Origin of the sequence: Aeromonas sp. R2-4 (assembly GCF_040908365.1) — a bacterium.
Lineage (GTDB): Bacteria > Pseudomonadota > Gammaproteobacteria > Enterobacterales > Aeromonadaceae > Aeromonas > Aeromonas veronii.
Window position 1 is genome coordinate 1 of record NZ_JBFODO010000025.1, and the last position, 24,387, is coordinate 24,387.

The 24,387-nt window shown below is 58.8% G+C and carries 24 protein-coding genes; 9 read left to right on the forward strand and 15 right to left on the reverse strand.

Annotated elements, in window-relative coordinates:
* Together thiH and AB5Z05_RS12715 are read left to right on the forward strand one after the other, a co-directional pair.
* Positions 1-1,200, forward strand: a 1,200-nt coding sequence (gene thiH / locus AB5Z05_RS12710; protein WP_368151747.1) for a 2-iminoacetate synthase ThiH, incomplete at its 5' end; no start/stop codon positions are given.
* Positions 1,201-1,378: 178 nt separating this feature from the next.
* The gene (locus AB5Z05_RS12715; RefSeq protein WP_368151749.1) at positions 1,379-1,918 is read left to right on the forward strand and encodes a transposase; all 540 of its coding nucleotides are present in this window, start codon (positions 1,379-1,381) and stop codon (positions 1,916-1,918) included.
* Between the two features lie 161 nt (positions 1,919-2,079).
* Here AB5Z05_RS12715 and AB5Z05_RS12720 read toward each other — a convergent pair whose 3' ends face one another.
* The 4 genes from AB5Z05_RS12720 to AB5Z05_RS12735 are packed head-to-tail and all read right to left on the reverse strand — an operon-like array spanning position 2,080 to position 4,456.
* Positions 2,080-3,021, reverse strand: a complete 942-nt coding sequence (locus tag AB5Z05_RS12720; RefSeq protein ID WP_270657087.1) for a DUF2971 domain-containing protein — start codon at positions 3,019-3,021, stop codon at positions 2,080-2,082.
* Positions 3,014-3,451: a GNAT family N-acetyltransferase gene (locus tag AB5Z05_RS12725; RefSeq protein ID WP_368151751.1), complete on the reverse strand. Its 438-nt coding sequence runs from the start codon at positions 3,449-3,451 to the stop codon at positions 3,014-3,016. Before AB5Z05_RS12725 ends, AB5Z05_RS12720 begins: the two co-directional genes overlap by 8 nt.
* A gap of 28 nt (positions 3,452-3,479) precedes the next feature.
* On the reverse strand, positions 3,480-4,115 hold the full coding sequence (locus AB5Z05_RS12730; RefSeq protein WP_368151753.1) for a Vat family streptogramin A O-acetyltransferase: 636 nt from the start codon (positions 4,113-4,115) through the stop codon (positions 3,480-3,482).
* Between the two features lie 23 nt (positions 4,116-4,138).
* A complete protein-coding gene (locus tag AB5Z05_RS12735; RefSeq protein WP_005355042.1) occupies positions 4,139-4,456 on the reverse strand; it encodes a hypothetical protein in 318 nt (105 codons plus the stop codon).
* A 349-nt stretch (positions 4,457-4,805) separates the two neighbouring features.
* Here AB5Z05_RS12735 and AB5Z05_RS12740 point away from each other — a divergent pair, with 349 nt between their 5' ends.
* Both AB5Z05_RS12740 and AB5Z05_RS12745 read left to right on the forward strand, forming a co-directional pair.
* Positions 4,806-5,696 (forward strand): diguanylate cyclase, encoded by an 891-nt coding sequence (locus tag AB5Z05_RS12740; RefSeq protein WP_368151755.1) that lies wholly within the window; start codon positions 4,806-4,808, stop codon positions 5,694-5,696.
* Between the two features lie 471 nt (positions 5,697-6,167).
* On the forward strand, positions 6,168-7,442 hold the full coding sequence (locus AB5Z05_RS12745) for an amino acid permease (RefSeq protein ID WP_101530032.1): 1,275 nt from the start codon (positions 6,168-6,170) through the stop codon (positions 7,440-7,442).
* A gap of 66 nt (positions 7,443-7,508) precedes the next feature.
* Here AB5Z05_RS12745 and AB5Z05_RS12750 read toward each other — a convergent pair whose 3' ends face one another.
* Entirely contained in the window at positions 7,509-8,147 is a 639-nt protein-coding gene (locus AB5Z05_RS12750; protein ID WP_058056332.1) for an exopolysaccharide biosynthesis protein, read from the reverse strand.
* 250 nt (positions 8,148-8,397) lie between these two features.
* Between AB5Z05_RS12750 and AB5Z05_RS12755 the strand changes: the two genes are divergently transcribed.
* Entirely contained in the window at positions 8,398-9,021 is a 624-nt protein-coding gene (locus tag AB5Z05_RS12755) for an outer membrane beta-barrel protein (RefSeq protein WP_368151763.1), read from the forward strand.
* Positions 9,022-9,103: 82 nt separating this feature from the next.
* Here the strand turns inward: AB5Z05_RS12755 and AB5Z05_RS12760 are convergent, their stop codons facing one another.
* Positions 9,104-10,027, reverse strand: a complete 924-nt coding sequence (locus tag AB5Z05_RS12760; RefSeq protein ID WP_139748035.1) for a GGDEF domain-containing protein — start codon at positions 10,025-10,027, stop codon at positions 9,104-9,106.
* A gap of 504 nt (positions 10,028-10,531) precedes the next feature.
* Between AB5Z05_RS12760 and amt the strand changes: the two genes are divergently transcribed.
* Positions 10,532-11,959 carry an ammonium transporter gene (amt, locus tag AB5Z05_RS12765; protein ID WP_005355035.1) on the forward strand — a complete coding sequence of 476 codons (1,428 nt, stop codon included), beginning with the start codon at positions 10,532-10,534 and terminating at the stop codon, positions 11,957-11,959.
* An 82-nt stretch (positions 11,960-12,041) separates the two neighbouring features.
* Here amt and AB5Z05_RS12770 read toward each other — a convergent pair whose 3' ends face one another.
* The 9 genes from AB5Z05_RS12770 to AB5Z05_RS12810 all read right to left on the reverse strand — a co-directional run bounded on the left by AB5Z05_RS12770 (position 12,042) and on the right by AB5Z05_RS12810 (position 20,175).
* A complete protein-coding gene (locus AB5Z05_RS12770; protein ID WP_005340126.1) occupies positions 12,042-12,509 on the reverse strand; it encodes a glycine zipper 2TM domain-containing protein in 468 nt (155 codons plus the stop codon).
* Between the two features lie 97 nt (positions 12,510-12,606).
* The gene (locus tag AB5Z05_RS12775) at positions 12,607-13,104 is read right to left on the reverse strand and encodes a GNAT family N-acetyltransferase (RefSeq protein ID WP_005340127.1); all 498 of its coding nucleotides are present in this window, start codon (positions 13,102-13,104) and stop codon (positions 12,607-12,609) included.
* Between the two features lie 112 nt (positions 13,105-13,216).
* Complete coding sequence (locus AB5Z05_RS12780) at positions 13,217-13,621, reverse strand: nitrous oxide-stimulated promoter family protein (protein WP_368151758.1); 405 nt, start codon at positions 13,619-13,621, stop codon at positions 13,217-13,219.
* An 87-nt stretch (positions 13,622-13,708) separates the two neighbouring features.
* The gene (locus AB5Z05_RS12785; protein ID WP_019445175.1) at positions 13,709-15,511 is read right to left on the reverse strand and encodes an aminopeptidase P family protein; all 1,803 of its coding nucleotides are present in this window, start codon (positions 15,509-15,511) and stop codon (positions 13,709-13,711) included.
* A 33-nt stretch (positions 15,512-15,544) separates the two neighbouring features.
* A complete protein-coding gene (locus AB5Z05_RS12790) occupies positions 15,545-16,210 on the reverse strand; it encodes a GntR family transcriptional regulator (protein ID WP_005340138.1) in 666 nt (221 codons plus the stop codon).
* Positions 16,211-16,403: 193 nt separating this feature from the next.
* Entirely contained in the window at positions 16,404-18,029 is a 1,626-nt protein-coding gene (gene pckA, locus AB5Z05_RS12795; RefSeq protein ID WP_005340139.1) for a phosphoenolpyruvate carboxykinase (ATP), read from the reverse strand.
* A gap of 149 nt (positions 18,030-18,178) precedes the next feature.
* Positions 18,179-19,063: an Hsp33 family molecular chaperone HslO gene (hslO, locus tag AB5Z05_RS12800; RefSeq protein WP_323936071.1), complete on the reverse strand. Its 885-nt coding sequence runs from the start codon at positions 19,061-19,063 to the stop codon at positions 18,179-18,181.
* A gap of 77 nt (positions 19,064-19,140) precedes the next feature.
* Positions 19,141-19,539 (reverse strand): ribosome-associated heat shock protein Hsp15, encoded by a 399-nt coding sequence (gene hslR, locus AB5Z05_RS12805; RefSeq protein ID WP_005356527.1) that lies wholly within the window; start codon positions 19,537-19,539, stop codon positions 19,141-19,143.
* A 255-nt stretch (positions 19,540-19,794) separates the two neighbouring features.
* Positions 19,795-20,175 carry a hypothetical protein gene (locus tag AB5Z05_RS12810; protein ID WP_005340143.1) on the reverse strand — a complete coding sequence of 127 codons (381 nt, stop codon included), beginning with the start codon at positions 20,173-20,175 and terminating at the stop codon, positions 19,795-19,797.
* Between the two features lie 185 nt (positions 20,176-20,360).
* Between AB5Z05_RS12810 and AB5Z05_RS12815 the strand changes: the two genes are divergently transcribed.
* The 3 genes from AB5Z05_RS12815 (at position 20,361) to AB5Z05_RS12825 (ending at position 24,338) form a co-directional block, all read left to right on the forward strand.
* The gene (locus tag AB5Z05_RS12815) at positions 20,361-21,749 is read left to right on the forward strand and encodes a phosphatase PAP2 family protein (protein WP_368151761.1); all 1,389 of its coding nucleotides are present in this window, start codon (positions 20,361-20,363) and stop codon (positions 21,747-21,749) included.
* A complete protein-coding gene (gene ydiK, locus AB5Z05_RS12820) occupies positions 21,746-22,831 on the forward strand; it encodes an AI-2E family transporter YdiK (RefSeq protein WP_005340147.1) in 1,086 nt (361 codons plus the stop codon). The genes AB5Z05_RS12815 and ydiK overlap by 4 nt, the downstream gene beginning before the upstream one ends.
* Before the next feature lie 466 nt (positions 22,832-23,297).
* Entirely contained in the window at positions 23,298-24,338 is a 1,041-nt protein-coding gene (locus AB5Z05_RS12825; RefSeq protein WP_279460456.1) for an IS481-like element ISAs19 family transposase, read from the forward strand.
* The last annotated feature ends 49 nt before the right edge of the window (positions 24,339-24,387 follow it).

Consider the following 24,387-nt stretch of genomic DNA (forward strand, 5'->3'; position numbering starts at 1 on the left):
GTGAGGGCTTCGGCTGATTCGGTACTTGAAGGGGGCGATCCCTGCACTCCTCCCCCTCCCAAGGGGGAGGCCGGGAGGTGGTTGGATTTTGCCAATCGTTGGCAGGAGCTTGAGTGGGACGATATCGGCATGCAGATCCGCGCCAAGACCGCCGCCGATGTGGCGCGGGCGCTGGGTTCACCCCGCCGCACCCTGAGCGACTTTATGGCGCTGATCTCCCCAGCCGCCGAAGCCTATCTGCCGCAGATGGCGGCCGAGGCCGAGCGGCTGACCCGCCAGCGTTTCGGCAACACCATCGGCTTCTATGTGCCGCTCTATCTGTCGAATCTGTGCGCCAACGACTGCACCTACTGCGGCTTCTCCATGAGCAACCGCCTCAAGCGCAAGACCCTGAATGCAGAGGAGATAGAGCGCGAGTGTCTGGCCATCAAGGCGCGCGGTTTTGACAGCGTGCTGCTGGTGACCGGCGAGCACGAGCACAAGGTGGGGCTTGCCTATTTTCGCGAGGTGATGCCCATCATCCGCCGCCACTTCAGCACGGTAGGGATGGAGGTGCAGCCCCTCTCGCAGGCCGAATATGCCGAGCTGAAGAGCCTCGGCCTCGACGCCGTCATGGTCTATCAGGAGACCTACCACGCCCCCACCTACGCCCGCCATCACCTGCGCGGCAACAAGCGGGACATCGCGTGGCGCCTCGCCACACCGGATCGGCTCGGTCGCGCCGGTATCGACAAGATAGGGCTGGGGGCGCTCATCGGCCTCTCCTCGGACTGGCGCGCCGACAGCTACTTTGTCGCCGAGCATCTGAGCTGGCTTGAGCGCCACCACTGGCAGAGCCGTTATTCGCTCTCCTTCCCGCGCCTGCGCCCCTGCACCGGCGGGCTGGAGCCTGCCGTGGTCATGTCGGATCGTCAGCTGGCGCAGCTTATCTGCGCCTGGCGCCTCTTCTCGCCCACGCTGGACTTGTCCCTCTCCACCCGCGAGTCGGCCACCTTCCGCAACGGCGCGGTGCGCCTTGGCATCACCCAGATGTCGGCCGAGTCGCGCACCCAGCCGGGTGGCTATGCCGAGGGGGATAAAGAGGAGCTGGAGCAGTTCGCCATCCACGACGACCGCCCGGTGGGGGAAGTGGCCGCCGCCGTGCGGCAGGCCGGGTTGCAGCCGGTGTTCAAGGATTGGGAGCCGTTTTTGGGTCGTTAACCAAATGATGTAACAACGCAGGAACCATACAAGTAGGGTGCAATAAGCGAAGCGCATTGCACCGCTTTTGTTTTGTGGATGTGTGAGCGAGGTGTAATTCACTTCGTTCATTACACCCTACGTTTTGCTTCGTTTAGACCACATTTAACAACAGGGTTGATTGTGGATTAGGCAAAACATGGCGAATTACAGACGAATATGGCGACCGGGGGGAACCTGGTTTTTTACGGTCGTGCTGGCTGAGCGTCAGAACAACCATTTACTGGTCGAGCGGATCGATCTGCTGAGGTCGGTTGTCAGAGAGGTGCAAGAGCGTCGTCCATTCCGGATCCACGGCTGGGTTGTCTTGCCCGAACATCTGCATGCCTTGCTGGAGTTGCCGGAAGGGGATACCAATTTTCCGTTGCGCTGGCGCCAAATCAAAAGCAAGTTTTCACGAGCAATCCCCAATTCGGAGGCTCGCTCAGCATCTCGTTGGCTGCGTGGTGAGCGGGGTATTTGGCAGCGACGTTATTGGGATCACCTGATCCGCAATCAGGAAGATTTCAATCACCATCTCGATTACATCCATATCAATCCTGTCAAACATGGATTGGTAACAGCCCCGAAAGATTGGCCATATTCCACTTTCCATCGTTGGGTACAACAAGGCCGGTATCCATTATCTTGGGGAGATACCTCTACACCTGAATATGAAATACCACACGACAATAAATAATCGGTATTAACATGGTTAACGTAGGGTGCAATAAGCGGAGCGCATTGCACCATTTTCATTATGATAGTTGTGAAGATAGAGGTGCAATTCACTTCGTTCATTGCACCCTACATCTACATCTACATCTACATCTACATCTACATCTACATCTACGTCTACGTCTACGTTGTTGAGCATGAGTGGTAGGTTTCTTCAAAAATCAAGGCGAATTGATGCTTGCTTAAACTAGCTTGATAACAAGGTATTCTATTAAATAATGTATTTTCGCAAGCTACTTCACGTAGCGTTGACTTGTCTGATTCCGTTAATCTACAGCCTAAAAATATTCCAGTGATACATTCTATTGGTATATCAAAAAGAAAAATGGAGGTTGGTGCTGCTGCGATAAAAGAAAGTAGTTCGTTTAATATAGTGTTGCTTGGAGAAAATCGCATCTCTTCCATATCGTCAGTGGAGCTGCCATCTTTTTCTTGCTGATCCATTAAGTGGCATGCTTGATGATTGATGGAGATCTTTATCATCCCTTTGTATTTCTCGACATTAAGCAGTTCAAGGTAGCTTTCATCATAGAAATCAATAATATATTCATAGGCTTCTTTATTAATGACAAAGTAATCTGCATTCGATACTTTAGTTATTACTCGATGTTCTTTTTCATAAATCCAATCATCACTCTTAGTTAATAAGTTTCTTTTGGGTGAAGTGGTACATGGTAGTACCTCATGTCTTTCTCTATTATATAATACACGTTCAATAGAGTTACTCACAGATAGTATTTTATTGAAGTGAGTCTTCAAAGCATGGTAGTCAAATTCAATAACAATACCCTTATGCTCGTCAGCGTAGTGAGACCACATCAATAAGTTATTATAACTTTCCGTGAAAGAGATGATCCCTGTATCATCAAACCCTTCATCACTTGCATATTCAGAAATTTGTTGGAAGAAATCCTCTCTATGAGCATCTTCTAATATTTTATCTAGCGTATCTTGGTCCGGGCTGAGCTCAAAAGGGTCATTCAATGCACAGCGTTGACTTAACCTAAGACTAGGTTTTTTAAAAAAATCAGGTCTGAATTTCATGTATTTGTAAATTTTATTCATTACAAATGCCTTGCTTCTTCAAAAAATAACTCACATGCCCCGGCGGCATATCGGGCAGCTGGCCAAAGACTTCGTAACCCTGCTTCTGGTAGAAGGGGAGGGCCTGAAAACTGGTGGTTTCCAAGTGGTAGTTGCTGATGCCCTTGCTTTGGGCGTACTGCTCCATAGCGCCGAGCAGGCGGCCGCCCCAGCCATCGCGGCGGATGCTTTCGTCGATCCAGAGCCAGTCGACGTGCAGCCAGCCCCACTTGATGTCGGCGATGATGCCGCCGTGTACCTTGTCCTCTTCATCCTTGATAAAGCTGGCGATCCGCTCGCGCCGAAGTTCGTACAGTTGAGGGCCTGCCTGGCTTACGTTGTAGCCCGTCAGGCCAATGCGCAGCGCTTCAACATCATCGTCCTGAGGCGGTTGGGGTGGGGTTAGTTGCATAGTGCTTCCTGCTTGATGGTGGTTGTCTCTAACGGATTGCCGCTTCCAGCGCGGCTATCTCACCGCCGCTGATAAGCGGCAGATTGCGGCTGATCCGCTCTACCGGCCAGTCCCACCAGGCGATGGCGTTGAGACGGGCGATGGTGTCGTCGTCGAAGCGGTAGCGGATCACCTTGGCGGGGTTGCCGCCGACCACTGCGTAGGCGGGCACGTCTCCGGTGACCACGGAGCGGGCGGCGATGATGGCTCCGTTGCCTACCTTGACCCCCGGCATGATCAGAGCGTCATAGCCAATCCAGACATCGTTGCCTATGACGGTATCCCCCTTGTAGGGGAGGCTGCCCGGGGCGGGTGCGGCATGCTCCCAGCCGTTGCCGAAGATAAAGAAGGGGTAGGTGGAGAAGCCGGAGGTCTGGTGGTTGGCGCCGTTCATAATGAACTTCACCCCGCGGGCGATGGCGCAGAACTTGCCGATGATGAGCTTGTCGCCGATGAAGGGGAAGTGGTAGAGGACGTTGCGCTCGAAGCCCGCCGAATCCTCCGGGTCGTCGTAATAGGTGTAGTCACCCACCTCGATATTGGGCCCCTTGATGGTGTTCTTGATAAAGCACACCTGGGGAAAGCCGTTCATGGGGTGGGGATTGGCGGGATCGGGTCCGTGCATCCGGGCTCCTTGGGTTGGCCGGGCTAGAGCGCCGGGAAGTAGCAGGCGCTCATGTCGATGGGGTGATCTGGGCAATTGGGCAGATAGAATTGCCAGCCCGCATCGGAGAAAGCGCGCAGTTCGGTTTCGACAAACTTGATGGCGAGGCTCAGGGCCTGCAGGCTGTCGATGCCGTAGATAAAGGTCTTGTCGCTCAGCCCCGCCAGCTTCACCTTGCAGCGCCAGTCACCGCTGGCGGACTTGGGATCCGGCTCGGGGGCCTTGATGGCGATCTTGAGGGTGAGCTGTTCCCCTTCGGTGCTGATGGCGTCGAAGCGGGCGGTAACGATGGCGTTTTTCATCTGGCGATTCCTTTTCCGTGGTACAGCCCCTGCGGTTGCGGGTGGCTGGCGTTCCTGATGGCTGATGAGGTGAAAACTGGACTCAGGACGGCCAGCGTAAATGAACTTGTGAGTTGAAACAATGGGATATGCGTGACCGGGTGAGGGGGCTTTCGCCGCCGTGAGCGAGCGCAGTGGCGGGAGTAGCAACGTGCTTGCCACCGGTGGTGGCCGAGAGGCTGGCAGGCTGCTAGATGTAAAGGATTGTTGGCTGTGGCCGCAGATTTTTCTGCGCTGACGATGAGGGCGTGTGATTCCTCTTGAGGCAGAATATCTCCCCCCTGTTTGACGTTGAAGTACAGGAGTCTTCGTGGCGCTTTCGGTAACCCAGCTTTATGAAGTGATGGCCCAGCTGCCAGATCCCGTCTTTATCCTCAGTGAAGATGGCTATTACGTGGAATATATCGGCGGCATGGAGCAGCAATTCTATCACGACGGCAATCCGCTGACGGGCAAGCAGCTGGCCGATGTGCTGCCACCCGAGATGGCCATGTGGGTCAAGGCGCAGGTAGCCGAGTCGCTGGCGAGCGGTCAGGTGCGAGTGGTGGAGTATGAGCTCTCAGCAGCCGAGGTGGGGGGGATCAATGCCGCCGCCGGGCCGCAAGGGATACAGCGTTTCGAGGGCAAGATTGCGCCGCTGCCCTCTCTCTATGACGGCAAGCGGGCGGTTGCCTGGGTGACCCGCAATATCACCCGCCAGTACGAGTTGCAGCAGCGACTGCTGCGCCAGAGCGAAACCGACCAGTTGACTGGCCTCCATAACCGCCGTTTCTTCTTCGAGCACTGCCAGCCGTTGCGGGCAGGGGAGGCGCCCTGCGGTCTTATCATGCTCGACATCGATCACTTCAAGCAGATCAACGATCGTTACGGCCATCAGCAGGGAGATCGAGCCTTGCAGCGATTCAGTGGCTGCATCGATGCCCTGTTGCGGGCGGACGATCTCTTTGTGCGCAGCGGTGGCGAGGAGTTTCTGATCCTGCTACCGCGGATCGATGAAGCCGGTTTGCTGCAGATGGCGGAGCAGATCCGTGCTGCCGTCGAAGCATTGCCTGCCGATCCGGTCGCCATCACGGTCAGTCTGGGCGCAACTCTGGTGCAGCCAGAGGAGGAGATCAATCAGGCGCTGGCTCGGGCCGACGAGTGGCTCTATCGGGCCAAGCGGGCAGGCCGCAACCGGGTGGCGCACTGCCCGGCAGGTTGAGAGTGCCACCCCGGTCGCTGTCGGAAATAGCCTGCGCTTTTACTCTGAATAAATTGGCTGACATCACTGTCAATTAGTAGAAAAGTTGGCCGTATTATTTAACTCATATTCCACAGCTTAAGGTGTTAATATTATCGGCCTGAACGCTGGTCTTATTTGTGTTGTTGGGCAACAGCATGAGGTTTTATCGGTATGTTATCAAACGGGCGTGAATCTGGTTTTGGGTGACGAATGTGATACATCCCGTTGTCTTTTGAAACATTCCGATTCAAACAGTCATGAATTATTAACCTTGACCCGGATAGCGATTTCAACGATGGTAGCGTGGCAGCTCCGTTTCTCTCCGGTGGCCCTGTTGGCCGCTCGCGGCGTTGTTTTTTCATGTGCAGGGCGATATGCAACGACATATCTCCAGCCTGTTATTCGGGCCAATAAAAATAATGATGACAGATTAATAAGGTATATATTGCAATGAGTGTTTCTATTGCTGAAAAGAGTAACCCTGTTTCAAAATTGAAATGGGAGAAAAGCGATTCGGTATGGACCATGGGCCTATATGCCACTGCTGTCGGTGCCGGTACGTTATTTCTCCCTATTACGGTTGGCAGTAATTCTCCGGTTATTTTGCTGTTTATTTTATTGCTGGCTTTTCCGCTCTCTTATTATTCCCACCGGGCATTGAGCCGCTTTGTGCTCTCCAGCTCTCATCGGGAAGGGGATATCACCCATGTGGTGGAGGAGCACTTCGGAGCCAAGGCGGGCAAGCTGTTGATGCTGGTCTATCTGATGGCCTTCTACCCCATCATTCTGGTCTACAGCATCTCCATCACCAACGCGATTCAAAGCTTCGTGGTTCACCAGCTGGGGGATGCCGAGCTTCCGCGCGGCTTGCTGGTGCTGGGGGTGATGCTGGGCCTGCATCTGGTGCTGCTGGCTGGCAAACAGATCGTGGTATCGGCCATCAGCGTGCTGGCACTGCCGATGGTTGCCTTTCTGATTGGCCTCTCCATCTATCTGCTGCCCCAGTGGAGCCTCTCCTATTTCAGCGAGAGCCAGGCGGTGGATTGGCGGGATCCGGCGTTCTGGAAATCACTCTGGCTGATCGTGCCGGTGATGGTGTTCTCCTTCAGCCATGCGCCCATTATCTCCTCCTTCAGCGCGGCGCAGAAAAAGCGCTGTCAGGAGAGTGCCGACCTGCGTGCCAAGCGGATCATCAAGTACAGCAGCATGCTGATTTGCGGCAGCGTGCTCTTTTTCGTGGTGAGCTGCGTGATGAGTCTGAGTCAGGCCGAGATGGCGCTGGCCCGCACCGACAATATCTCGGTGCTGTCGGCGCTGGCGAACAAGTTCTCCAATCCGCTGATCGCCTATGTGGGGCCGCTTATCGCCATTCTGGCCATGTCCAAATCCTTCCTCGGAACCTCCATGGGGGTGAGCGAGGGGACGGTGAGCATGGTGAGCGGTGCCTGTCAGGGGCTGGGGCTCTCTCTCAAGGAGTCGACCATCGCCCGGGTGTCATCGGTGATCCTGTTTATGGTGACCGCCGTCATCACCTATCTGAACCCCAATGTGCTCGACATCATCGAGCGCGTCAGTGGCCCGCTGATCGCGGTGATCCTGTTTCTGCTGCCGGCCTGCTCTATCTATCGCTTGCCCGCACTCAAGCGTTATCGCGGGCCGAGTACCCTTTTTGTGTTGGTGATGGGGCTGCTTGCCATCTCGGCCCTTATCTACGATCTGCTTTGACCGGGCGGTATCCCGCACAAATCAAAAAGGGCGACCATCTGGTCGCCCTTTTTCTGTGCATCGGGGTTAGCCGAGCAGGCCGCTGGCGCTCTGGCCCGCCATCAGCAAGCCGATGGCCAGCACGCTGAACCAGACCAGGGTCGCACTTACCAGCAGATAGCCGCTGGCGACGAACAGACCGTCCCGCTGCAACATGCCGGTGGCCAGCAGCAGGATGGCCCAGGCGGGCATGGCGTTGGTGAACGGGATGGCGCCCAGGGGCAGCATCAGCAGCAGGGCGGCCAGCATGATCAGCAGGCCGTTGCAGCGGTTGACCGTGTTGCTGCCGGTCAGCACCAGCAGGCGTGGGCGGATAACGCGATCGACCCGGGCCAGCAGATCTGCCCCCTTGTGCAGGGTCGGCTTGAGCTGGTCGGCAGCGAAGCGACGCTCCATCAGCATGGCGGGCAGCCAGGGCACCCGATTGAGGGTGATGCCGATGCCGATAAAGAGGATCAGCAGGCCAAACGGGGTGCTGACCCCGGGAATGGAGACCGGCAGCAGGAAGGGGACGGTGAGCAGCACGCAAAACAGCAGCATGCCCTGCTCGCCCACCAGCGCGAGCATCTGGCGCAGGCTGATGTGGCTCTCGTCGATGGCATGCGCGGTGGCCCGCAGGGTATCCGCGAGGGTAGTTTTGGGGTCGTTGAGTTGCGCGGCAACCATTCCCTGATGTCCTTTTGAGTAGTGATAACGGGCCCCGATGACCCGATTTGGCGCCAGCATACGTGGCAGAGGTTAACCGTCGATGAATGGTGGCGGGGCGCGTAACTGCGCCAGTGGTGCGGTTCGGCAGGGGTTCAGGCGAGGGGGAAATCCCGCGATGAAAGTGATCCGGTACAGCCGCCGTTTAGGATGGGCCTAGGATGCCTCTGGTAGGCTTTCTGCACAATCATACAGGGAGCAGGGGATGATGATGAAGAGAGCCGGGATAGCGATGATGGGGCTGTTGCTGCCACTGGGGCCGGTCTGGAGTGCCGAGGGCGCGACCACATCCGGTTGGCAGGTGACGCCGTTTTTTGGCTACAGCTCAGCCATCGACTTCGAGAAGAGTGACGATGTGGTGCAGCCGGTGCCGCTTTCTGCATCGTTTGATTCACTGCAGGGACAGGGCTCCGGCAGCTGGGGCCTCTTTATCAGCAAGGAGGTGGATGATCCCGGCATGATCGAGCTGCTCTACAGCCACCAGTCCACCACCCTCTCTCCCGACCAGCCGGATCGCCTGACGGTGGACACCCTGCACTTTGCCGGTGCGCTTACTCTCTCTGACAACCTGATGGCGCCCTATATCGGCGCCGGGATCGGGGTGACCCGCTTTGCCGCCTACGACAGCGAGGTGACTCCTTCCATGTCGCTGGCGCTTGGGGTGCAACCGCGCCTCGCCGAGCATCTGGCCCTGCGGGCCGAGGTGCGCGGCTATGGTTCGCTGGTTAACGACAACAACCAGTTTCTCTGCAACCCGGAGCAGTGCGTGTTCAAGGTGCGCGGGGAGCTGGTAACCCAGTGGCAGGCCAATATCGGTCTTACCTTCCGCTTTTAGGTGAGGGGATTTTCCCCATAAAACAGGGGCTCCTATCTCAGCAGCAATGTTTCGCAGTGACCGGCAATCAACCGGTAGATCTTCACGTCTCCTTGTTAGTCGGCGTCGCCCATACCGCGCAGTTTCTGCCCGCCTCCTTGGCGCCATAAAGCGCCTGATCCACCCGTTTGAACAGCGAGACTGCCGGCTCCCCGGGCTCGCGGACTCCAACCCCCAGGCTGACCGTCATGGTATGGGCCGGGTCGGGTGCTATGGTGCGGGTCGCAGTGAGCAGGGTGTTGGCCAGTTGCTGCAGCTCGGCTTCGTGGGCGATGGGCAGCAGCAGGGCAAACTCTTCACCCCCGACACGGGCCGCCAGCGCACCGGGCGGGCAGTGCTGTTGCAACAGCTCGCCAAACTGCTGCAACACCCGATCCCCGATATCGTGGCCGTAGTTGTCATTGATCACCTTGAAGTGATCCAGATCCAGCAGGATGAGAGCGTGGCAAATCCCCTGTTCCAGAAACAGCTGCTGATGAAAGTAGCGCCGGTTTGGCAGCCGGGTCAGATCGTCGAACAGCGCCTGCTGTCTGAGCTGGGTATTGATGTGGAAGAGGTGGTGCATGGTGCTCAGGATGCCGATGCTGCTGAGCAGGATGCCGCTGGAGCGCAGCAGATCCTCGGCATAGATGGCGAGCCAGAGTGGCTGCGCCACCAGCTCATCCATGATGTCGGCGGTGGCCCCCATGATCCACAACATCAGACCGCAGGAGAGCATGCGGTAGGTGTGGGTGGGCAGGTGGGCGCACTGCACCACCCAAAACAGGAACAGCATGGTGAGCCAGTTGATCACCTCGAAGCCAAAGCTGACGGCGTAAAAGCGCTCGTAGGGGAAGTGGGGCAGCAGCAACAGATGAAGGGCCATGATGGCCAGCATCACTATCCCCAGCAGCGCGATGTGGGCGCGATGCTCCCGGTCGAGGTGACGGTAGTGGGAGAGGCTGATGTCGAGACGATCGAACTGCATGGTGTTCCTCGGATTGGGCCGCCATCAGGTTGCAAACAAGGGGCTGTGTAATGGCATGCCGTGGTCGGATAACAGGAAACGGCTGGTCTGTCAGTGTAAACGAGCGGGCCCGCAGCGCGCGATATCGATGACGTCAGCTTGTGGGCTGGCTCCGGGTTTGCGCACTTCTGGTGCGCGACGTATCGGCTGCCCTGCGACAGGGCGACCCTGGGCAGGTTAGCGCAGCTCATGCGCCAAATTGGTGCATTGATGATGCGTGATCTTACTAATGCAATGATTTAAAAGGATTTAAATTTGTGGCCCGCTTTATGCTTTTTACATGTCAGACGGTCTCTTGCGGTCATCGGCGGCAGATGCAGTGATGAGGAAGTGGCAAGAGACATCCCCGTGCCGGGCACGGGTGTGATTCTGGCGGGTTGCAGCAACACCTTGCGGTTCGCCACAGATTCAATCAGGGAAACGGAGCCGGTCTTGTACCGGTACGACAGGGAAGGAGAGTGCTCTATGGTCAAAAAATGGATGATGGCGGGTCTGACGATGTTGCCTGCCTTGCTGGTTACCCCAAGTTGGGCCGAAGAGGTCGCTCAGGTACAGGCGGCGGTGGCTCCGGTTGCCGCCATGACAATCAACAAGGGTGACAACACCTGGATGCTGCTCTCGGCGGCGCTGGTGATCCTGATGTCGATCCCCGGTCTCGCCCTCTTCTACGGTGGTCTGGTGCGGGCCAAAAACATGCTGAGCGTGCTGATGCAGGTCTTTACCCTGTTCTGCCTCATCTGCGTGCTCTGGGTGATCTACGGTTATTCGCTGGCCTTTACCGAGGGGGGCAATTTCTACGGCTCCTTCAGCAAGGTGCTGCTCAAGGGGGTGACCCCTGACTCCATCGCCGCCACCTTCAGCAAGGGTGTCGGGATCAGCGAGCTGATCTATGTGGTGTTCCAGGGGGCCTTTGCCGCCATCACCTGCGGTCTTATCGTGGGGGCGTTCGCCGAGCGCATCAAGTTTGCTGCCGTGCTGCTCTTCTCGGTGATCTGGTTCACCTTTGCCTATATCCCGCTGGCTCATATGGTGTGGTACTGGGCGGGTCCGGATGCCTATACCAGCGCCGAAGCCGCAGCAACCGCGACCGCCACTGCCGGTTATCTGTTCCAGCATGGTGCGCTGGATTTTGCAGGCGGCACAGTGGTGCACATCAACGCCGCCGTGGCGGGTCTGGTGGGTGCCTATCTGGTGGGCAAGCGTCTGGGCTACGGTCGTGATCCCATGACCCCCCACAGCCTGACCATGACCATGATCGGCGCCTCCCTGCTCTGGTTCGGCTGGTTCGGTTTCAACGCGGGCTCCGCGCTGGAAGCCAACGGTATCGCCGCACTCGCCTTTATCAACACCTGGGTAGCGCCGGCTGCGGCAGCTCTGTCATGGACGCTGGCCGAGTGGGTGATGAAGGGACGTCCCTCCCTGCTGGGGGCCGCCTCTGGTGCGGTGTCCGGTCTGGTGGTGATCACCCCGGCAGCCGGTTTCGTCGGTGTGGGCGGTGGTCTGGTGATGGGCCTTATCAGTGGCGTGGCGGGTCTGTGGGGCGTCCACGGTCTCAAGCGCCTGCTGGGGGCCGATGACAGTCTGGACGTGTTTGGCGTACACGGGGTGTGCGGTATTCTCGGCGCCCTGCTGACCGGCGTTTTTGCCAGCCCGGATCTGGGCGGTACCGGGGTGTGGGACTATGTCACCAATCAGGTTGCCGAGGGCTACTCCATCCTGACTCAGGTGAAGATCCAGGCTATCGGGGTCGGTGTCACCCTGCTCTGGTCCGGTGCCGTGGCGGCGATTGCCTTCAAGGCGGTCGACATGCTGGTGGGGCTGCGGGTGAACGGCGATGCCGAGCGGGAAGGGCTGGATGTCACCTCCCACGGCGAGAAGGCCTACAGCATGTAATCCCGCACGTCAGACAACAAAAAACCGCCGGTTCCGGCGGTTTTTTTATGACTCTAAAGCTGCAAAGCCTGAGTTTACACGCTTAATTCACGACGGCCACGTTGATGCTACCATTGCCCTGGGTCATGCGCACGCGAGCACCCGGGGTGAAGGTGGGGCTGGCTTTCTGCACGACCACGATGGCTTCGCCGTTCTCTTTCTTGATCTCCAGCTCGACGCCGTCGACCTGATTCATCTTGTTGCCGATGGCGTTGCCTGCCGCTGCACCGGCGATGGCGCCGCCTGCGGCTGCGATGTCGCGTCCGGTACCGCCACCGACTGTGCTGCCCAGCAGGCCACCGACTACGGCGCCGCCAATGGTGCCAATCAGGGAGTTCTCATCGGCCTGGATCTTCACCGGGCGGGTGGAGATGATGGTGCCGTAGCTGACGGTCTGCACCTGTTTGGCGCGGTCTTTGGTGTAAACATCGCCAGAGTAAACGTCACTGTTGGCGCATCCGGTGATGGTGGTTGCTGCCAGCAGGGCAATAAGGGTCATACGCTTCAACATGGTGGGCCTCCTGGGCTGCACGTAATTTGAACAATCCGGTTGATGAGTGAACTTTACTCCAACCCCGTCACACATGAAATCGGCAAAATGTAACCAATTATGCGTTCTGTAACCGGTTTTGTCCTTGAATCGCAGCTGTACCGGAGAGGGTTTTAACCAGCAGCAGACGGTCTTCTCCGGGGCCGAAATAGTCGGCTACTTCCGCCTGCAATGTGTAACCGAGCCGGTAGTAGAGGCGCTGGGCCGGATTGGCCGGATCGACCGTGAGCCGCAGTTCGCTGATCTGCAGTGCCTGCTGGTTGGCCTCCATCTGGCGCATCATTCGCTCCGCGAGGCCGAAACCGCGTGCCTCGGGCAGCACCGCCAGCGAGAGTACCCAGCCTTGCGACCGCTCCTGACCGAATCCCCCCAGCACATAACCCACCAACTGCCCCTCGTATTCGGCCACCAGCAACAACTCGGGCCACAAATCCATCGCCTGACGGAAGAAGAAGGCGGGATAGACATCTTCGCCAAACACCTTGGCATCGATCTGCCAGATGGCGTGCATGTCATTGTGGGTGGCGGTGCGTAGCAGGGGCGGGTTGTGGTGCATCAGGACTCCATCGGCAGCAAACGGATCGGCAACGCCGCTGACCTTGGGGTCAACGGCAAAAAAGGAGTCATAGGGTAGTGGTCATCCCCTGCCGGATGCAAGGGATTGGCGGTTATGGCGGCAGGGGGCGGCTCTGGGGCAGTTTGGGTGCTTTGCGCAAGCCGTCGAGCAGGTGGCGGAGGGTGAGCCAGGGGTGGCGCAGCAACATGCGCGGGCCGCTCCACTTCATCACCTGCTGGATCTGTTTGCGCATCGCCGGTGCGTAGCAGTGGATGTTGCAATTGGCGCAGGTGGGTTTGTGGCCGTGGCCATAACGGCAACGACGAAGGCGCTGATGGGCGAAATCCCGCAACTGGCGACAGTGGCGGCAATGGGGATCCTGATGATGGTGCTGGCAGTAGAGGCGGATCATGGCGCTGACCGTCTGCTGCTCGCGCATGAGTCTGGGATGGTCACTCGCCTTTTGGCTGGCTGCGGCGTGTGAGCCCCGGGCTGGGCTGGCATGATGACTTTTCATGGCCGCCATTCTCCTGACCTGCTCGCATGGGGTGTTGATACAGGTCAAAAGGGGGGATAAAAAACAGGGCCCGCAGGCCCTGTGTCATCAGATGAGGCTGGTTGCCTGCTCCAGCCAGGCGAGATCCTCGCCCTCGAGCAGCGGGCTCAGGCGGCGGAACACCTCGACATGGTATTCGTTGATCCAGCGGAATTCGGCCGGACTCAGCAGGCTGCGGTCGATCAGGCGGGTATCGAACGGCACGTAGGTCAGACGCTCGAAGCCCAGCATCGGCAGCTCGCCAACCTGTTCCAGCTCGGTCACGACTACCAGGTTTTCGCAACGGATGCCAAAGCCATCTTCACGGTAGTAGCCCGGCTCGTTGGAGAGCACCATGCCCGGTTGCAGGGCGACCATGCTCCCTTTCGGCGCGATGCGCTGGGGGCCTTCGTGGACGCTCAGGAAGTGGCCGACACCGTGACCGGTGCCGTGGTCGTAGTTGTAACCGGCTTGCCACAGCGGCATGCGGGCCAGCACGTCGAGCTGGATACCGGCGGTGCCACGGGGGAAGCGGGCCTGATCTAGCGCGATATGGCCTTGCAGCACCCGGGTAAACATCGCTTTCTGCTCGTCGCTCACCTCACCCACCTTGATGGTGCGGGTGATGTCGGTGGTGCCATCCATATACTGGGCGCCGGAGTCCAGAAGATAGAGGCTGTCCTGACCAAACGCACGCGGGGTGCCATTGGTGTGGTGGTAGTGGCACATGGCGGCGTTGGGGCCGAGCGCAGAGATGGTATCGAAGCTCGGCTCGACGTAGTGCTCCTGCTCGCGGCGGAACGCTTCCACCTGATCGGCCAGGGTGCCTTCATCCACCCCCTCGAACTCGCCGGTGGCGACCAGCCGATCCAGCCAGGCGAGGAAGCGGGTCATGGCCACGCCATCACGCAGGTGAGCGGCACGCATGCCGGTCAGCTCGATCTCGTTCTTGCACGCTTTCGGCAGCATGGTGGGGTCTTGGCCAGCCACCAGAATGGCGCCCGCCTCTTCCATGACGAGCTGGGTCCAGGCGTTGGCGCTGTCCGGATCGGCCAGCACCTTCTGCTGATCTTCACCGATGCGCTGCAGCACGTCGCCCAGCTTGTCGATGGGGTAGACGGAGACATCCTGCCCAACGTGTTGGGTGAAGGCGAAGCAGTCAATTTTGTCGGTATCGACGAAGAAATCCATGCTGGTGTTGGCGTAGAGCACGGCAAAGCCCAGCACCACCGGCAGCCGGTCGATGTCGCGGCCACGCAGGTTGAGCAGCCAGTTGATGGGCTCGGCCTGGGTCAGCAGCACGGCATCCAGCCCGCGCTTGCGCAGGTCGGCCGCCAGCTGTTCACGTTTGGACTGGCTGGACTGGCCCGCCAGCTCCTCGCTGTAGAGGATGACCGGGCTCTTGGTCGGCTCCGGGCGATCGCTCCAGTTCAGGTCGATGGGGTTCTGCTCGACGCGGATCAGCTCGATACCGCGATCGGCCAGCACGGCCTTGGCATTCTTGTACCAGGTCAGGCTGTGCAGGCGGGCATCGAAGCCAACCCGGGAGCCCGACGGCAGTTGCTCGGCCAGCCACTGCACATGAGGATTTTCAATGAGGTGGAGGAATTCGAACAGTTCGGCGGGGGTTTGCATCCGCGCCTGCACCGTATAGCGACCATCGACAAAGAGGGCTGCCCGCTGGGCCATGATGATGGCGACCCCGGCAGAGCCGTTGAAACCGGTGATCCAATCAAGCCGCTCGGCATAGGCGGGGATGTACTCGCCGAGGTGCTCATCATCGTGGGGGACGATAAATGCGTCCAACTCCTGCATGGCCAGCTCGGCCCTGACTTGGGCGACGCGGGTTTCAATTATCTCGAAATTATTCATGTCGTTAGTGCCAGATGGTTGCTATATGAGTGTTCAGTTTTTATGGCCGCTGGCCAGGATCCGCTTGATCGACTGACCTGCCGCTTCGATATGCTGCCTGAGCAGCACCACCGCCTCGTGCTTGCGCCGGGCGCGGCACAGTTCCAGCAATTGGGCGTGTTCACGCTCCGCCTTGTCCACGCCGTCGCTGGCAAAGAGCAGCTCGAAGCGGACATAGCGGTCACAGCTCAGATTGATCTGGGCGATCAGTTCAAGTGCCTGGGGGCGACCGGCTGCCTGATAGAGGGTGGCGTGAAAGCTGTGGTTCAACTCGGCCCAATGTTCGATCTGGGTGCCTGACTCCAGGGCGTGATCAAACTGGGCGAGGATCGCCTCCGCTTGTGCGAAGGTGGCTTCCGTCATCTTGTCGACGGCGTGAAACAGGGTATCGGCTTCCAGCAGCGCTCGCAAATAAAAGAGCTCTTCAATGGCCGAGGCGTCCAGCATGGTGACCACGGCGCCGCGATGGGCTTCGAACTTCACCAGCCCTTGCGCTTCCAGCTGCATCAGGGCTTCGCGTACCGGAATGCGGCTCACTGCCAGCTCTTTGGCGATGGCATCCTGACGCAAGGGGGCGCCAGCGGGGAACTCCCCACGGAGGATCCGGCCACGGAGGTTTTCCATCACCATCTGGGTTCGGGTCTTGTAGGGTGGGGTCATGGTCGGGTCACGATTGGGCGTTACAGAATTGTATATTGTATAAAGTTTGGCTGAATCTAACCTGTCACAATGGGCAAAGGCAAGGTTTTGGCCCCTTTAACGGGGCCGATGGCGGCGTTCGGGGCTCCACAAAAATAAAAATGCCGGTCAGCGTGGCTGACCGGCATGATGTCACTGATACGAAGCGAGCCTGTTACAGCTGCGGGCCTGCCGCAACCAGACGTTTGCCTTCATCGTTATCGGTGAAGCGCTCGAAGTTCTTGATGAAACGGCCTGCCAGATCGACGGCCTTGGCATCCCACTCGGCCTTGTCGGCGTAAGTGTCGCGCGGGTCGAGGATCGCCGGGTTCACATCGTGCAGCGCGGTCGGGATCTCCAGATTGAAGATCGGCAGCACCTTGGTCTCGGCCTTCTCGATGGAGCCATCCAGGATGGCGTCGATGATAGCGCGGGTATCCTTGATGGAGATGCGCTTGCCGGTGCCGTTCCAGCCGGTGTTGACAAGATAGGCCTCTGCACCTGCCGCTTCCATCCGTTTCACCAGCTCCTGACCGTACTTGGTCGGGTGCAGGGAGAGGAAGGCTGCGCCGAAGCAGGAGGAGAAGGTCGGAGTCGGCTCTGTGATGCCGCGCTCGGTACCGGCCAGTTTGGCGGTGAAGCCAGACAGGAAGTGGTACTTGGTCTGCTCCTTGGTCAGTTTGGAGACCGGAGGCAGCACACCGAAGGCGTCGGCAGTCAGGAAGATCACCTTGGTGGCGTGACCTGCCTTGGAGACCGGCTTGACGATGTTGTCGATGTGATAGATGGGGTAGGAGACGCGGGTGTTCTCGGTCTTGGAGCCATCATCGAAGTCGATGGTGCCATCGGCAGCAACGGTCACGTTCTCCAGCAGCGCATCGCGGCGGATGGCGTGGTAGATGTCCGGCTCGGCCTCTTCGGAGAGCTTGATGGTCTTGGCGTAGCAGCCACCTTCGAAGTTGAACACGCCGTGGTCATCCCAGCCGTGCTCGTCATCGCCGATCAGCTGACGCTTGGGATCGGTGGAGAGGGTGGTCTTGCCGGTGCCGGAGAGGCCGAAGAAGATGGCCACATCGCCGTCCTGACCCACGTTGGCGGAACAGTGCATGGAGGCAATGCCGCGCAGGGGCAGGAAGTAGTTCATCATGGAGAACATGCCCTTCTTCATCTCGCCACCGTACCAGGTGCCACCGATGAGCTGCATTTTCTCGGTCATGTTGAAGGCAACAAAGTTCTCGGAGTTGAGACCCTGCTCTTTCCAGTTCGGGTTGGTGCACTTGGCACCGTTCATCACCACGAAGTCAGGCTTGAAGGTTTTCAGCTCTTCATCGCTCGGGCGGATGAACATGTTTTTCACGAAGTGTGCCTGCCAGGCCACCTCGGTGATGATGCGCACGGCCAGGCGGGTATCCGGGTTGGCACCGCAGAAACCGTCGACCACAAACAGGCGCTTGCCGGAGAGTTGTTTGGTGACCAGCCCTTTCAGATGTGACCACACTTCCGGGGTAATGGCTTTGTTATCGTTTTTACCCTGGTCAGACCACCACACAGTATCCTGGGTAGTGGCATCTTTGACGATATATTTATCTTTCGGGGAGCGACCGGTGAAGATACCGGTGTTTACGTTGACGGCGCCCAGCTCGGTCACCACACCGCGCTCGAACCCTTCCAGGTCAGGGCGTGTCTCTTCCGCGAAAAGCTGCTCGTAAGAGGGGTTGCGAACGATTTCTTGGCTGTTTTTGATGCCGTACTGGTCCAGTCCTAATTGTTGGGCCAGGGTGGGTTCTGCCACGATTGTCATTGTATTCTCCTGGGTTCAGAGGTTGGTAGGGTTCTATCTGACGGTCATCCTATCACTTAGGTGGTAGAGTTTAGCGATCGCCATCAAACTTTATAAAATAGGGTATTTTTTTGTTATTAAAGTTAAAGGCGGGTTTTGCCCGCCTTTAATTAGTGTAACTGGTTTGCATCATTGCCGGGAGCCCTGCTGAACAGGGTTTCGACATCGATCCCATTAAATTGGTACTGGGCGCCGCAATAATCACAGTGCATGTCGATCTTGCCGAGCTCCTGCACCATCTCCATCACCTCTTCCTTTTCTATCTGCAACAGAGCCCCTTCGCAGCGCTCGCGGGAGCAGGTGCAGCGGAACTCGACCGCCTGCGGATCGAACACCCGCACCTTGTCCTGATGGTAGAGACGGTAGAGGATCTCTTCTGCCTGCAGGCCGAACAGCTCTTCATCCTTGATGGTGCTGGTGAGCTGGGTCAGGTGATCGAAATCGTTGCTGTGATCCTCGCTCTGGGCGGGCAGCTCCTGCAGCATGATGCCGGCAGCGCGCGGTTTGCCTTCATGGTAGCCGGTACGGATCCACAGCTTGGTGGCCAGCTGTTCGGAGCGGGCAAAGTAGTGCTCCAGGCAGCCCGCCAAGGTGTCGGCGTCCAGCGCGATGATGCCCTGATAGCGCTCGCCCTGCTCCGGGGTGATGGTGATGATCAGCTGGCCGTTGCCGATCAGGCTCTGCAGATTGCCATCGCTCGGCAGCTCGCCTTCATAGCGGGCCACGCCGCGCAGCTGCTGGTTGTTGTCACCGTTGATCACGGCCAGACGCACCGGGCCATCGCCCTGCAGTTGCACCGTGATGGAGCCTTCAAACTTGAGGGTGGCGGTCAGCAGGCTGGTGGCGACCAGCAGCTCGCCCAGCAGTTTTTGCACCTGCACCGGGTAGTTCTGGGCTTCCACTACGTGGCGGTAGGTGTGATCCAGCTGGACCAGCTCGCCACGCACTTCGTACTCTTCAAACAGATAGCGATACAGCAGATCTTGGTTGCTCATCATGTATTCCTGGCTTTTCGGTGAGGTAAATCGGGCGGGCTGGGGTTGATGCCAGCCCGGTATCAAATCGGGGTCGGTCAGTACTGTTTGACCTTGAGCAACTGGCGTCGCTCCTGCTTGTCGGGGCGGCGCTCGGGGCTGGGGGCAAACTGGCTGTTGAAGCGGCGCGCCTCGCTGTTCTCGGCCCGTTTTTTCAGGCTCTCGGCGGTCTCTTCATAGAGCTGCTGGGCCAGCGGAGCCGATTTGCGCTGCTCGCTCAAGGCCAGCACCCGCACTTCGCGTTCGTCCTGCCCCTGCCAGAAGCGGATCAGTGCACCCACTTCGACCTGCTTGCCCGGTTTGCTGCGCTGACCATTGTAGTGCACCTTGCCCCCGTCGATCTGATCCCGCGCCACGGAGCGGGTCTTGTAGAATCGGGCTGCCCACAACCACTTGTCGAGACGAACCTCGAGGGCACTTTCTGCATGATTGGGCATGAACAGGCTCCATAACGGGGAAAAGAGGTGGTCGATTATACCAGAGCACGGGGTCGGGATAGAAACCGGGCCGCCGCCGCGCGGGGCGCAAACCATGTCAAGGTGATGCAACATATGGGCAGTTTGCTGATTCACAAGGGAAAGCCGCTGCTTTATCGGGTATTCATGGGGGCTGGGAGGGGCCTTCATACCGCGCATATAACGCTGCCGCCCGGTTGGGGGCGGCAGCGTTCACATCCATCGACCATATCAGAGTCAGAAGTGATCGTGCTGATCCGGCTTCTTCTGGTCGTGGGGACCTTCGCTGTGGGCGATGGCGGTGCGGATGAGATCAACCCCGGCACGGATAATCAGCACCCCCATGTTGACCAGCTTGACGCAGACCCACATGAAGGTGATGAGCAGGATCAGCTTGAGCACGGTCTGGAACGCTTCCAGGAAATTCTGCTCCAGCTGGGCGGTCAGGCCGTTGGCGCTGGTCATCAGCCAGGTGTAGACCTCGCGCACGAACGGGATGCGGCTTGGCATCTCCAGTACATCCAGTGCGGCAGGGAGCGCCTGGAAGATGACGATGCTGCCGAACAGGATCAAAATGACACCGATGGCGATGCCGAGGAAAAAGCCGAACTGTCTCATGGAGGGCTCCAGCGTTTGCTGCATGAAATTGAAGATAGCCGCCAATAGTAGGGAGTGCCCTGCTTCATCGCAATCTTCCGTGCACCGCCAGCGCGGCGGGAACGGCGGCGATCCGGCCGCTACCGTTGCCCAACTATCTGATTTCTGGGAGGCTTGTCGCCATTGCGCATAGGGAAAGCAAATTGATGTCGAGAACCCTCTTTTTACTCTTGCTGGCGCTGTTTGCCGCTCTGCCAGCCCTGAGCGCCGAACCGGCAGCCCCCACGGCAGCGGCCTGCGCCATCCGCCATCAGGATCAACTGCTGCTGGTGCAGGATCGCATCTCCTCCCGCTACAGCCTGAGCGGTGGCTATATAGATGGCGGCGAGAGCCCGCAGCAGGCGGCGCTGCGCGAACTCTTTGAGGAGACCGGCTTGCAGGGGGAGGTGGTGCAGGAGCTGGGTCGCTGGCAGCGGGCAGTTATCTTCGCCTGCCGCACGCGGGAACCGATTGTCGCCCAGCAAGATTCCGATTTTGTCTCTCTGCTGAAAGCCCCCAATCTGGGTGGCGAGATCCTCAACGCCCGGCTGATCGCCACCGATCAGCTCCCCCGCGAGCAGCGCCGTTTCCCGGATCAGCTCGACTGGCTGCAAGCCCGACTGGATAAGGTGCCCGAGAGCGAGGTGCGCTGGCAGGCCGATTTCGTGGTGCAGGGCAATGCGCTGCATCAGGCCGAGATCCCGCTGATGATACGTCTGCAGCAATGGCTGGGGCCCGATGTCTGGTGGCTGTCGGCCAGCAATCTGTTTGGTTCAGGCGGCTTTCAGCTTGCCCTGATACCTTTGCTGCTCCCGCTGCTGGGGTGGCCACGGCTGCGCCAGCTGCTCTTTGCCATGCTCTGGCTCGGGCTGCTGGTGCAGGCAAGCAAAGAGGGGATCGGCTGGCCGCGCCCCTTTCATCTGCAACCTGAACTGGCGACTCACAGTGCTCAGGGCTTTGGCATGCCGAGCGGTCACACCGCCTCGGCCTTGTTGTTCTGGGGGGCGCTGCTTGGCTGGCTCTGGCCTGCCCGGCGCGGGCTGGCCTATTCGCTGGCCTTGCTGCTGGCGCTGACCACAGGTTTGGCGCGGGTCTGGCTCGGGGTGCACTTTATCTCCGATGTGGCGGCGGGGCTGCTGATTGGCGCCTTGCTGCTGGCCGCTCGTCCCTGCTGGCGTGCCGACAGGCAGTCGGCGGCTTGGCTGCTGCTGATTGCATCTGCGCTGGCGCTCGGGGGGCTGACCCAGTCGGCCCATCTGGCCGGGATAGGCATGGCGGCCTTCGGGCTCTGGGTTGGCGGTTTGCTTACCCTGACCCGCGGCGGTTATCCCCCCATTGTGACCGGCGCGGTCACCCTGGCGGGGGGCGCGGTCATAGGGGCGGGGCTCTGGGCGCTGCCGCTGCTGACCAGCAGTTCGCTGGCCATACTGCTTGGTCAGTTTGTGCTCTTTTTCGGGCTGGGGCTCTGGTTGAGCGCAGGCCTCTGGTGGATACTCTCTTTCTTGAAATGCGACACACGACCCAAGGGCAACGGCTCTGACAAGGGAACTCTATGAATGTGAAAAAAGTGGATTTGGCCAAGATAACCCTGGGGGTGCTGTTTCTCAGCATCCTGATTATCTCCTGTTTCTTGGTGTTGCAGCCCTTCCTGCCTGCGCTGGTGTGGGCCACCATGATCACCATCGCCACCTGGCCGCTGATGCTGATGGTGCAGCGCCTGTTGTGGGGCAAGCGCACCCTGGCGGCCCTCTTTATGACGCTGGTGCTGCTGCTGATGTTCGTCATCCCGCTCTTTATGACGCTGGCCAATGTGGCGGAGAAGGCGCCCATGCTGATCGAGCTGGGTACCCATATCAGCCAGTCACCGCCGCCGGAGCTGCTCTGGCTGCAACAGATCCCGCTGGTGGGCGACAAGCTCTATGACTTCTGGCAGCAAATTCTGGCGAGCGGTGGTCAGGTGCTGTTTGCCAAGCTGGCCCCCTATTTCGGTCAGACCGCCCGCTGGCTGGCCTCTCAGGCCGGTAATCTGGGGCTGTTGTTTGTCCACTTCCTGCTGACGGTCGGTATCTGCGGGGTGCTCTATCACTCCGGTGAAGTGGTGGCGACCGGCATTCGCCGCTTCGCCCACCGGCTGGCGGGTCAGCGTGGCGACAACGCTACAGTGCTGGCTTCACAGGCGATCCGTGCCGTGGCGATGGGGGTGGTGGTGACCGCACTGGTGCAATCCTCGGTGGCCGGTGTCGGCCTGCTGATTGCCGGTATCCCCTACGCCATGGTGCTGGTGGTGGTGATGTTCCTGTTGATCGTCGCCCAGATCGGCCCCTTCCCGGTGCTGCTGGCCTGTATTGGCTACCTCTACTGGAGCGGCGACACCACCTGGGGCACCTTCCTGCTGGTGTGGTCACTGATTGCGGGCACCATGGACAACTTCCTGCGCCCCTTCCTGATCAAGCGGGGCGCCGACCTGCCGCTCATCCTCATTCTGGTGGGTGTTATCGGCGGCTTGTTGACCATGGGGATCATCGGTCTCTTTATCGGCCCGGTGGTGCTGGCGGTGGGCTACACCCTGCTGGATGCCTGGATCAAGGAAGATGATCAACCGGCTGCTGCTGCGGTTGAAGCGCCCAAGGCCCAATAACGATTCAGTAAAAAGACGATTCGGTAACAAGACGAATCAGTCACCATCGCTGATGCAAAGAGCCGCCCATAAGGGCGGCTCTTTTATTTGTGGTGATTCTGATTATGGCGATGGCGTCAGATTGGTTGATCCTCGCCAATCTGCATTCACCACATATGACCGCTCCATGTAGGTTCGATTAGCGAAGCGTAATCGGACGATCGAGATGCCGTTGTTCCGGTATTTCCGTGGATCAGCGGCATCTGGTAGAGGGGAAATGCGGGTGGCCGTTATCGCGGGGGAATTGATTGACGCGAACGTCCGATTACGCCTGACGGCTAATCGAACCTACGAGATTACTGCCCCCAAATCCACTGTTTGTATGGAGATGGTATTCACCTGACAGTTGCCCACAAAAGGGAGTGGTCATACGGCTTCAAACCGGATAACAAAACGGTACCCCTACCGTGTTATCTGGAGTCACCGTATGACCACCAACGAGAAAGTAGCACGTCGCAAACTCAGCCTGCTAGAGCTCGCCAAAGAGCTCAATAACGTCAGTAAAGCCTGCAAGCTCATTGGCTACAGCCGCCAGCAGTTCTACGAAATTCGCCGTAATTACCAGACCTATGGCGCCGAGGGCTTGCTCGACAAATTGCCGGGCTGTAAAGGGGCTCATCCCAATCGGGTTGCGCCCGAGATTGAACAGGCCATCCTCGATTACTCCCTCACCAGACCAACTCAAGGCCCGCTGCGGGTCGCGCAAGAACTGGCTCTGCAAGGCATCAATGTCAGTGCGGGCGGTGTGCGTGGCGTGTGGCAACGGCACGACTTGCTCTCTAAACACGACCGCTTGCTGCGCCTTGAGAAAACTCACCGTGAGCAGACCATTGAGCTCAATGACGAGCAAATTCGCCTGTTAGAACGATTCAGTCCCGAGTTCCGAGAACGCCAGATTGAGGTTCATTACACCGGAGAACTGGTGGCGGTCGACACCTTCTTCGTCGGCGCGCTCAAGGGGGTTGGCAAGGTGTATCTACAAACCGTGCTGGACTGCTACAGTCGCCACGCCTGGGGACGGCTCTACACCAGCAAGCTGCCGGTGACCTCGGTTCATGTGCTCAATGAAACGGTGCTGCCGTTTTTCGAGGCCCACGAGGCGCGGGTCTATACCATCCTGTCGGACAACGGGCGCGAGTTCTGTGGGCGCCCAGACCACCATCCCTACGAGCTGTTCCTGCAACTGGAGGGGATTGAGCACCGAACCACCAAGGTGCGCAGGCCGCAGAGCAACGGCTTTATCGAGCGGCTGCATCGAACCTTGCTGGATGAACACTTCCGCATCAAGGGGAGGACGACCTGGTATGAGTCGGTAGAGCAGATGCAGACAGACCTGGATAGCTATCTGGTGCACTACAACACCCAGCGGCCACATCAGGGCAGGATGATGGAGGGTCAAACCCCCTACAGCATGTTCAAGAAGGGTCTGAAATTGATACCGAAGGAAGTGCGCTCTAAAGTAGCGTAAACAAGACACCGGTTTGAGGCCGGTGTCAGGTGATAACTAGATCTGTACA

Excerpts from the sequence above, each read along its gene's own strand:
- AB5Z05_RS12715 (WP_368151749.1), top strand. The coding sequence starts at position 1,379 with ATGGCGAATTACAGACGAATATGGCGACCGGGGGGAACCTGGTTTTTT.
- AB5Z05_RS12720 (WP_270657087.1), bottom strand. The coding sequence starts at position 3,021 with ATGAATAAAATTTACAAATACATGAAATTCAGACCTGATTTTTTTAAA.
- AB5Z05_RS12725 (WP_368151751.1), bottom strand. The coding sequence starts at position 3,451 with ATGCAACTAACCCCACCCCAACCGCCTCAGGACGATGATGTTGAAGCG.
- AB5Z05_RS12730 (WP_368151753.1), bottom strand. The coding sequence starts at position 4,115 with ATGCACGGACCCGATCCCGCCAATCCCCACCCCATGAACGGCTTTCCC.
- AB5Z05_RS12735 (WP_005355042.1), bottom strand. The coding sequence starts at position 4,456 with ATGAAAAACGCCATCGTTACCGCCCGCTTCGACGCCATCAGCACCGAA.
- AB5Z05_RS12745 (WP_101530032.1), top strand. The coding sequence starts at position 6,168 with ATGAGTGTTTCTATTGCTGAAAAGAGTAACCCTGTTTCAAAATTGAAA.
- AB5Z05_RS12750 (WP_058056332.1), bottom strand. The coding sequence starts at position 8,147 with ATGGTTGCCGCGCAACTCAACGACCCCAAAACTACCCTCGCGGATACC.
- AB5Z05_RS12755 (WP_368151763.1), top strand. The coding sequence starts at position 8,398 with ATGAAGAGAGCCGGGATAGCGATGATGGGGCTGTTGCTGCCACTGGGG.
- AB5Z05_RS12760 (WP_139748035.1), bottom strand. The coding sequence starts at position 10,027 with ATGCAGTTCGATCGTCTCGACATCAGCCTCTCCCACTACCGTCACCTC.
- amt (WP_005355035.1), top strand. The coding sequence starts at position 10,532 with ATGGTCAAAAAATGGATGATGGCGGGTCTGACGATGTTGCCTGCCTTG.
- AB5Z05_RS12770 (WP_005340126.1), bottom strand. The coding sequence starts at position 12,509 with ATGTTGAAGCGTATGACCCTTATTGCCCTGCTGGCAGCAACCACCATC.
- AB5Z05_RS12775 (WP_005340127.1), bottom strand. The coding sequence starts at position 13,104 with ATGCACCACAACCCGCCCCTGCTACGCACCGCCACCCACAATGACATG.
- AB5Z05_RS12780 (WP_368151758.1), bottom strand. The coding sequence starts at position 13,621 with ATGAAAAGTCATCATGCCAGCCCAGCCCGGGGCTCACACGCCGCAGCC.
- AB5Z05_RS12785 (WP_019445175.1), bottom strand. The coding sequence starts at position 15,511 with ATGAATAATTTCGAGATAATTGAAACCCGCGTCGCCCAAGTCAGGGCC.
- AB5Z05_RS12790 (WP_005340138.1), bottom strand. The coding sequence starts at position 16,210 with ATGACCCCACCCTACAAGACCCGAACCCAGATGGTGATGGAAAACCTC.
- pckA (WP_005340139.1), bottom strand. The coding sequence starts at position 18,029 with ATGACAATCGTGGCAGAACCCACCCTGGCCCAACAATTAGGACTGGAC.
- hslO (WP_323936071.1), bottom strand. The coding sequence starts at position 19,063 with ATGAGCAACCAAGATCTGCTGTATCGCTATCTGTTTGAAGAGTACGAA.
- hslR (WP_005356527.1), bottom strand. The coding sequence starts at position 19,539 with ATGCCCAATCATGCAGAAAGTGCCCTCGAGGTTCGTCTCGACAAGTGG.
- AB5Z05_RS12810 (WP_005340143.1), bottom strand. The coding sequence starts at position 20,175 with ATGAGACAGTTCGGCTTTTTCCTCGGCATCGCCATCGGTGTCATTTTG.
- AB5Z05_RS12815 (WP_368151761.1), top strand. The coding sequence starts at position 20,361 with ATGTCGAGAACCCTCTTTTTACTCTTGCTGGCGCTGTTTGCCGCTCTG.
- ydiK (WP_005340147.1), top strand. The coding sequence starts at position 21,746 with ATGAATGTGAAAAAAGTGGATTTGGCCAAGATAACCCTGGGGGTGCTG.
- AB5Z05_RS12825 (WP_279460456.1), top strand. The coding sequence starts at position 23,298 with ATGACCACCAACGAGAAAGTAGCACGTCGCAAACTCAGCCTGCTAGAG.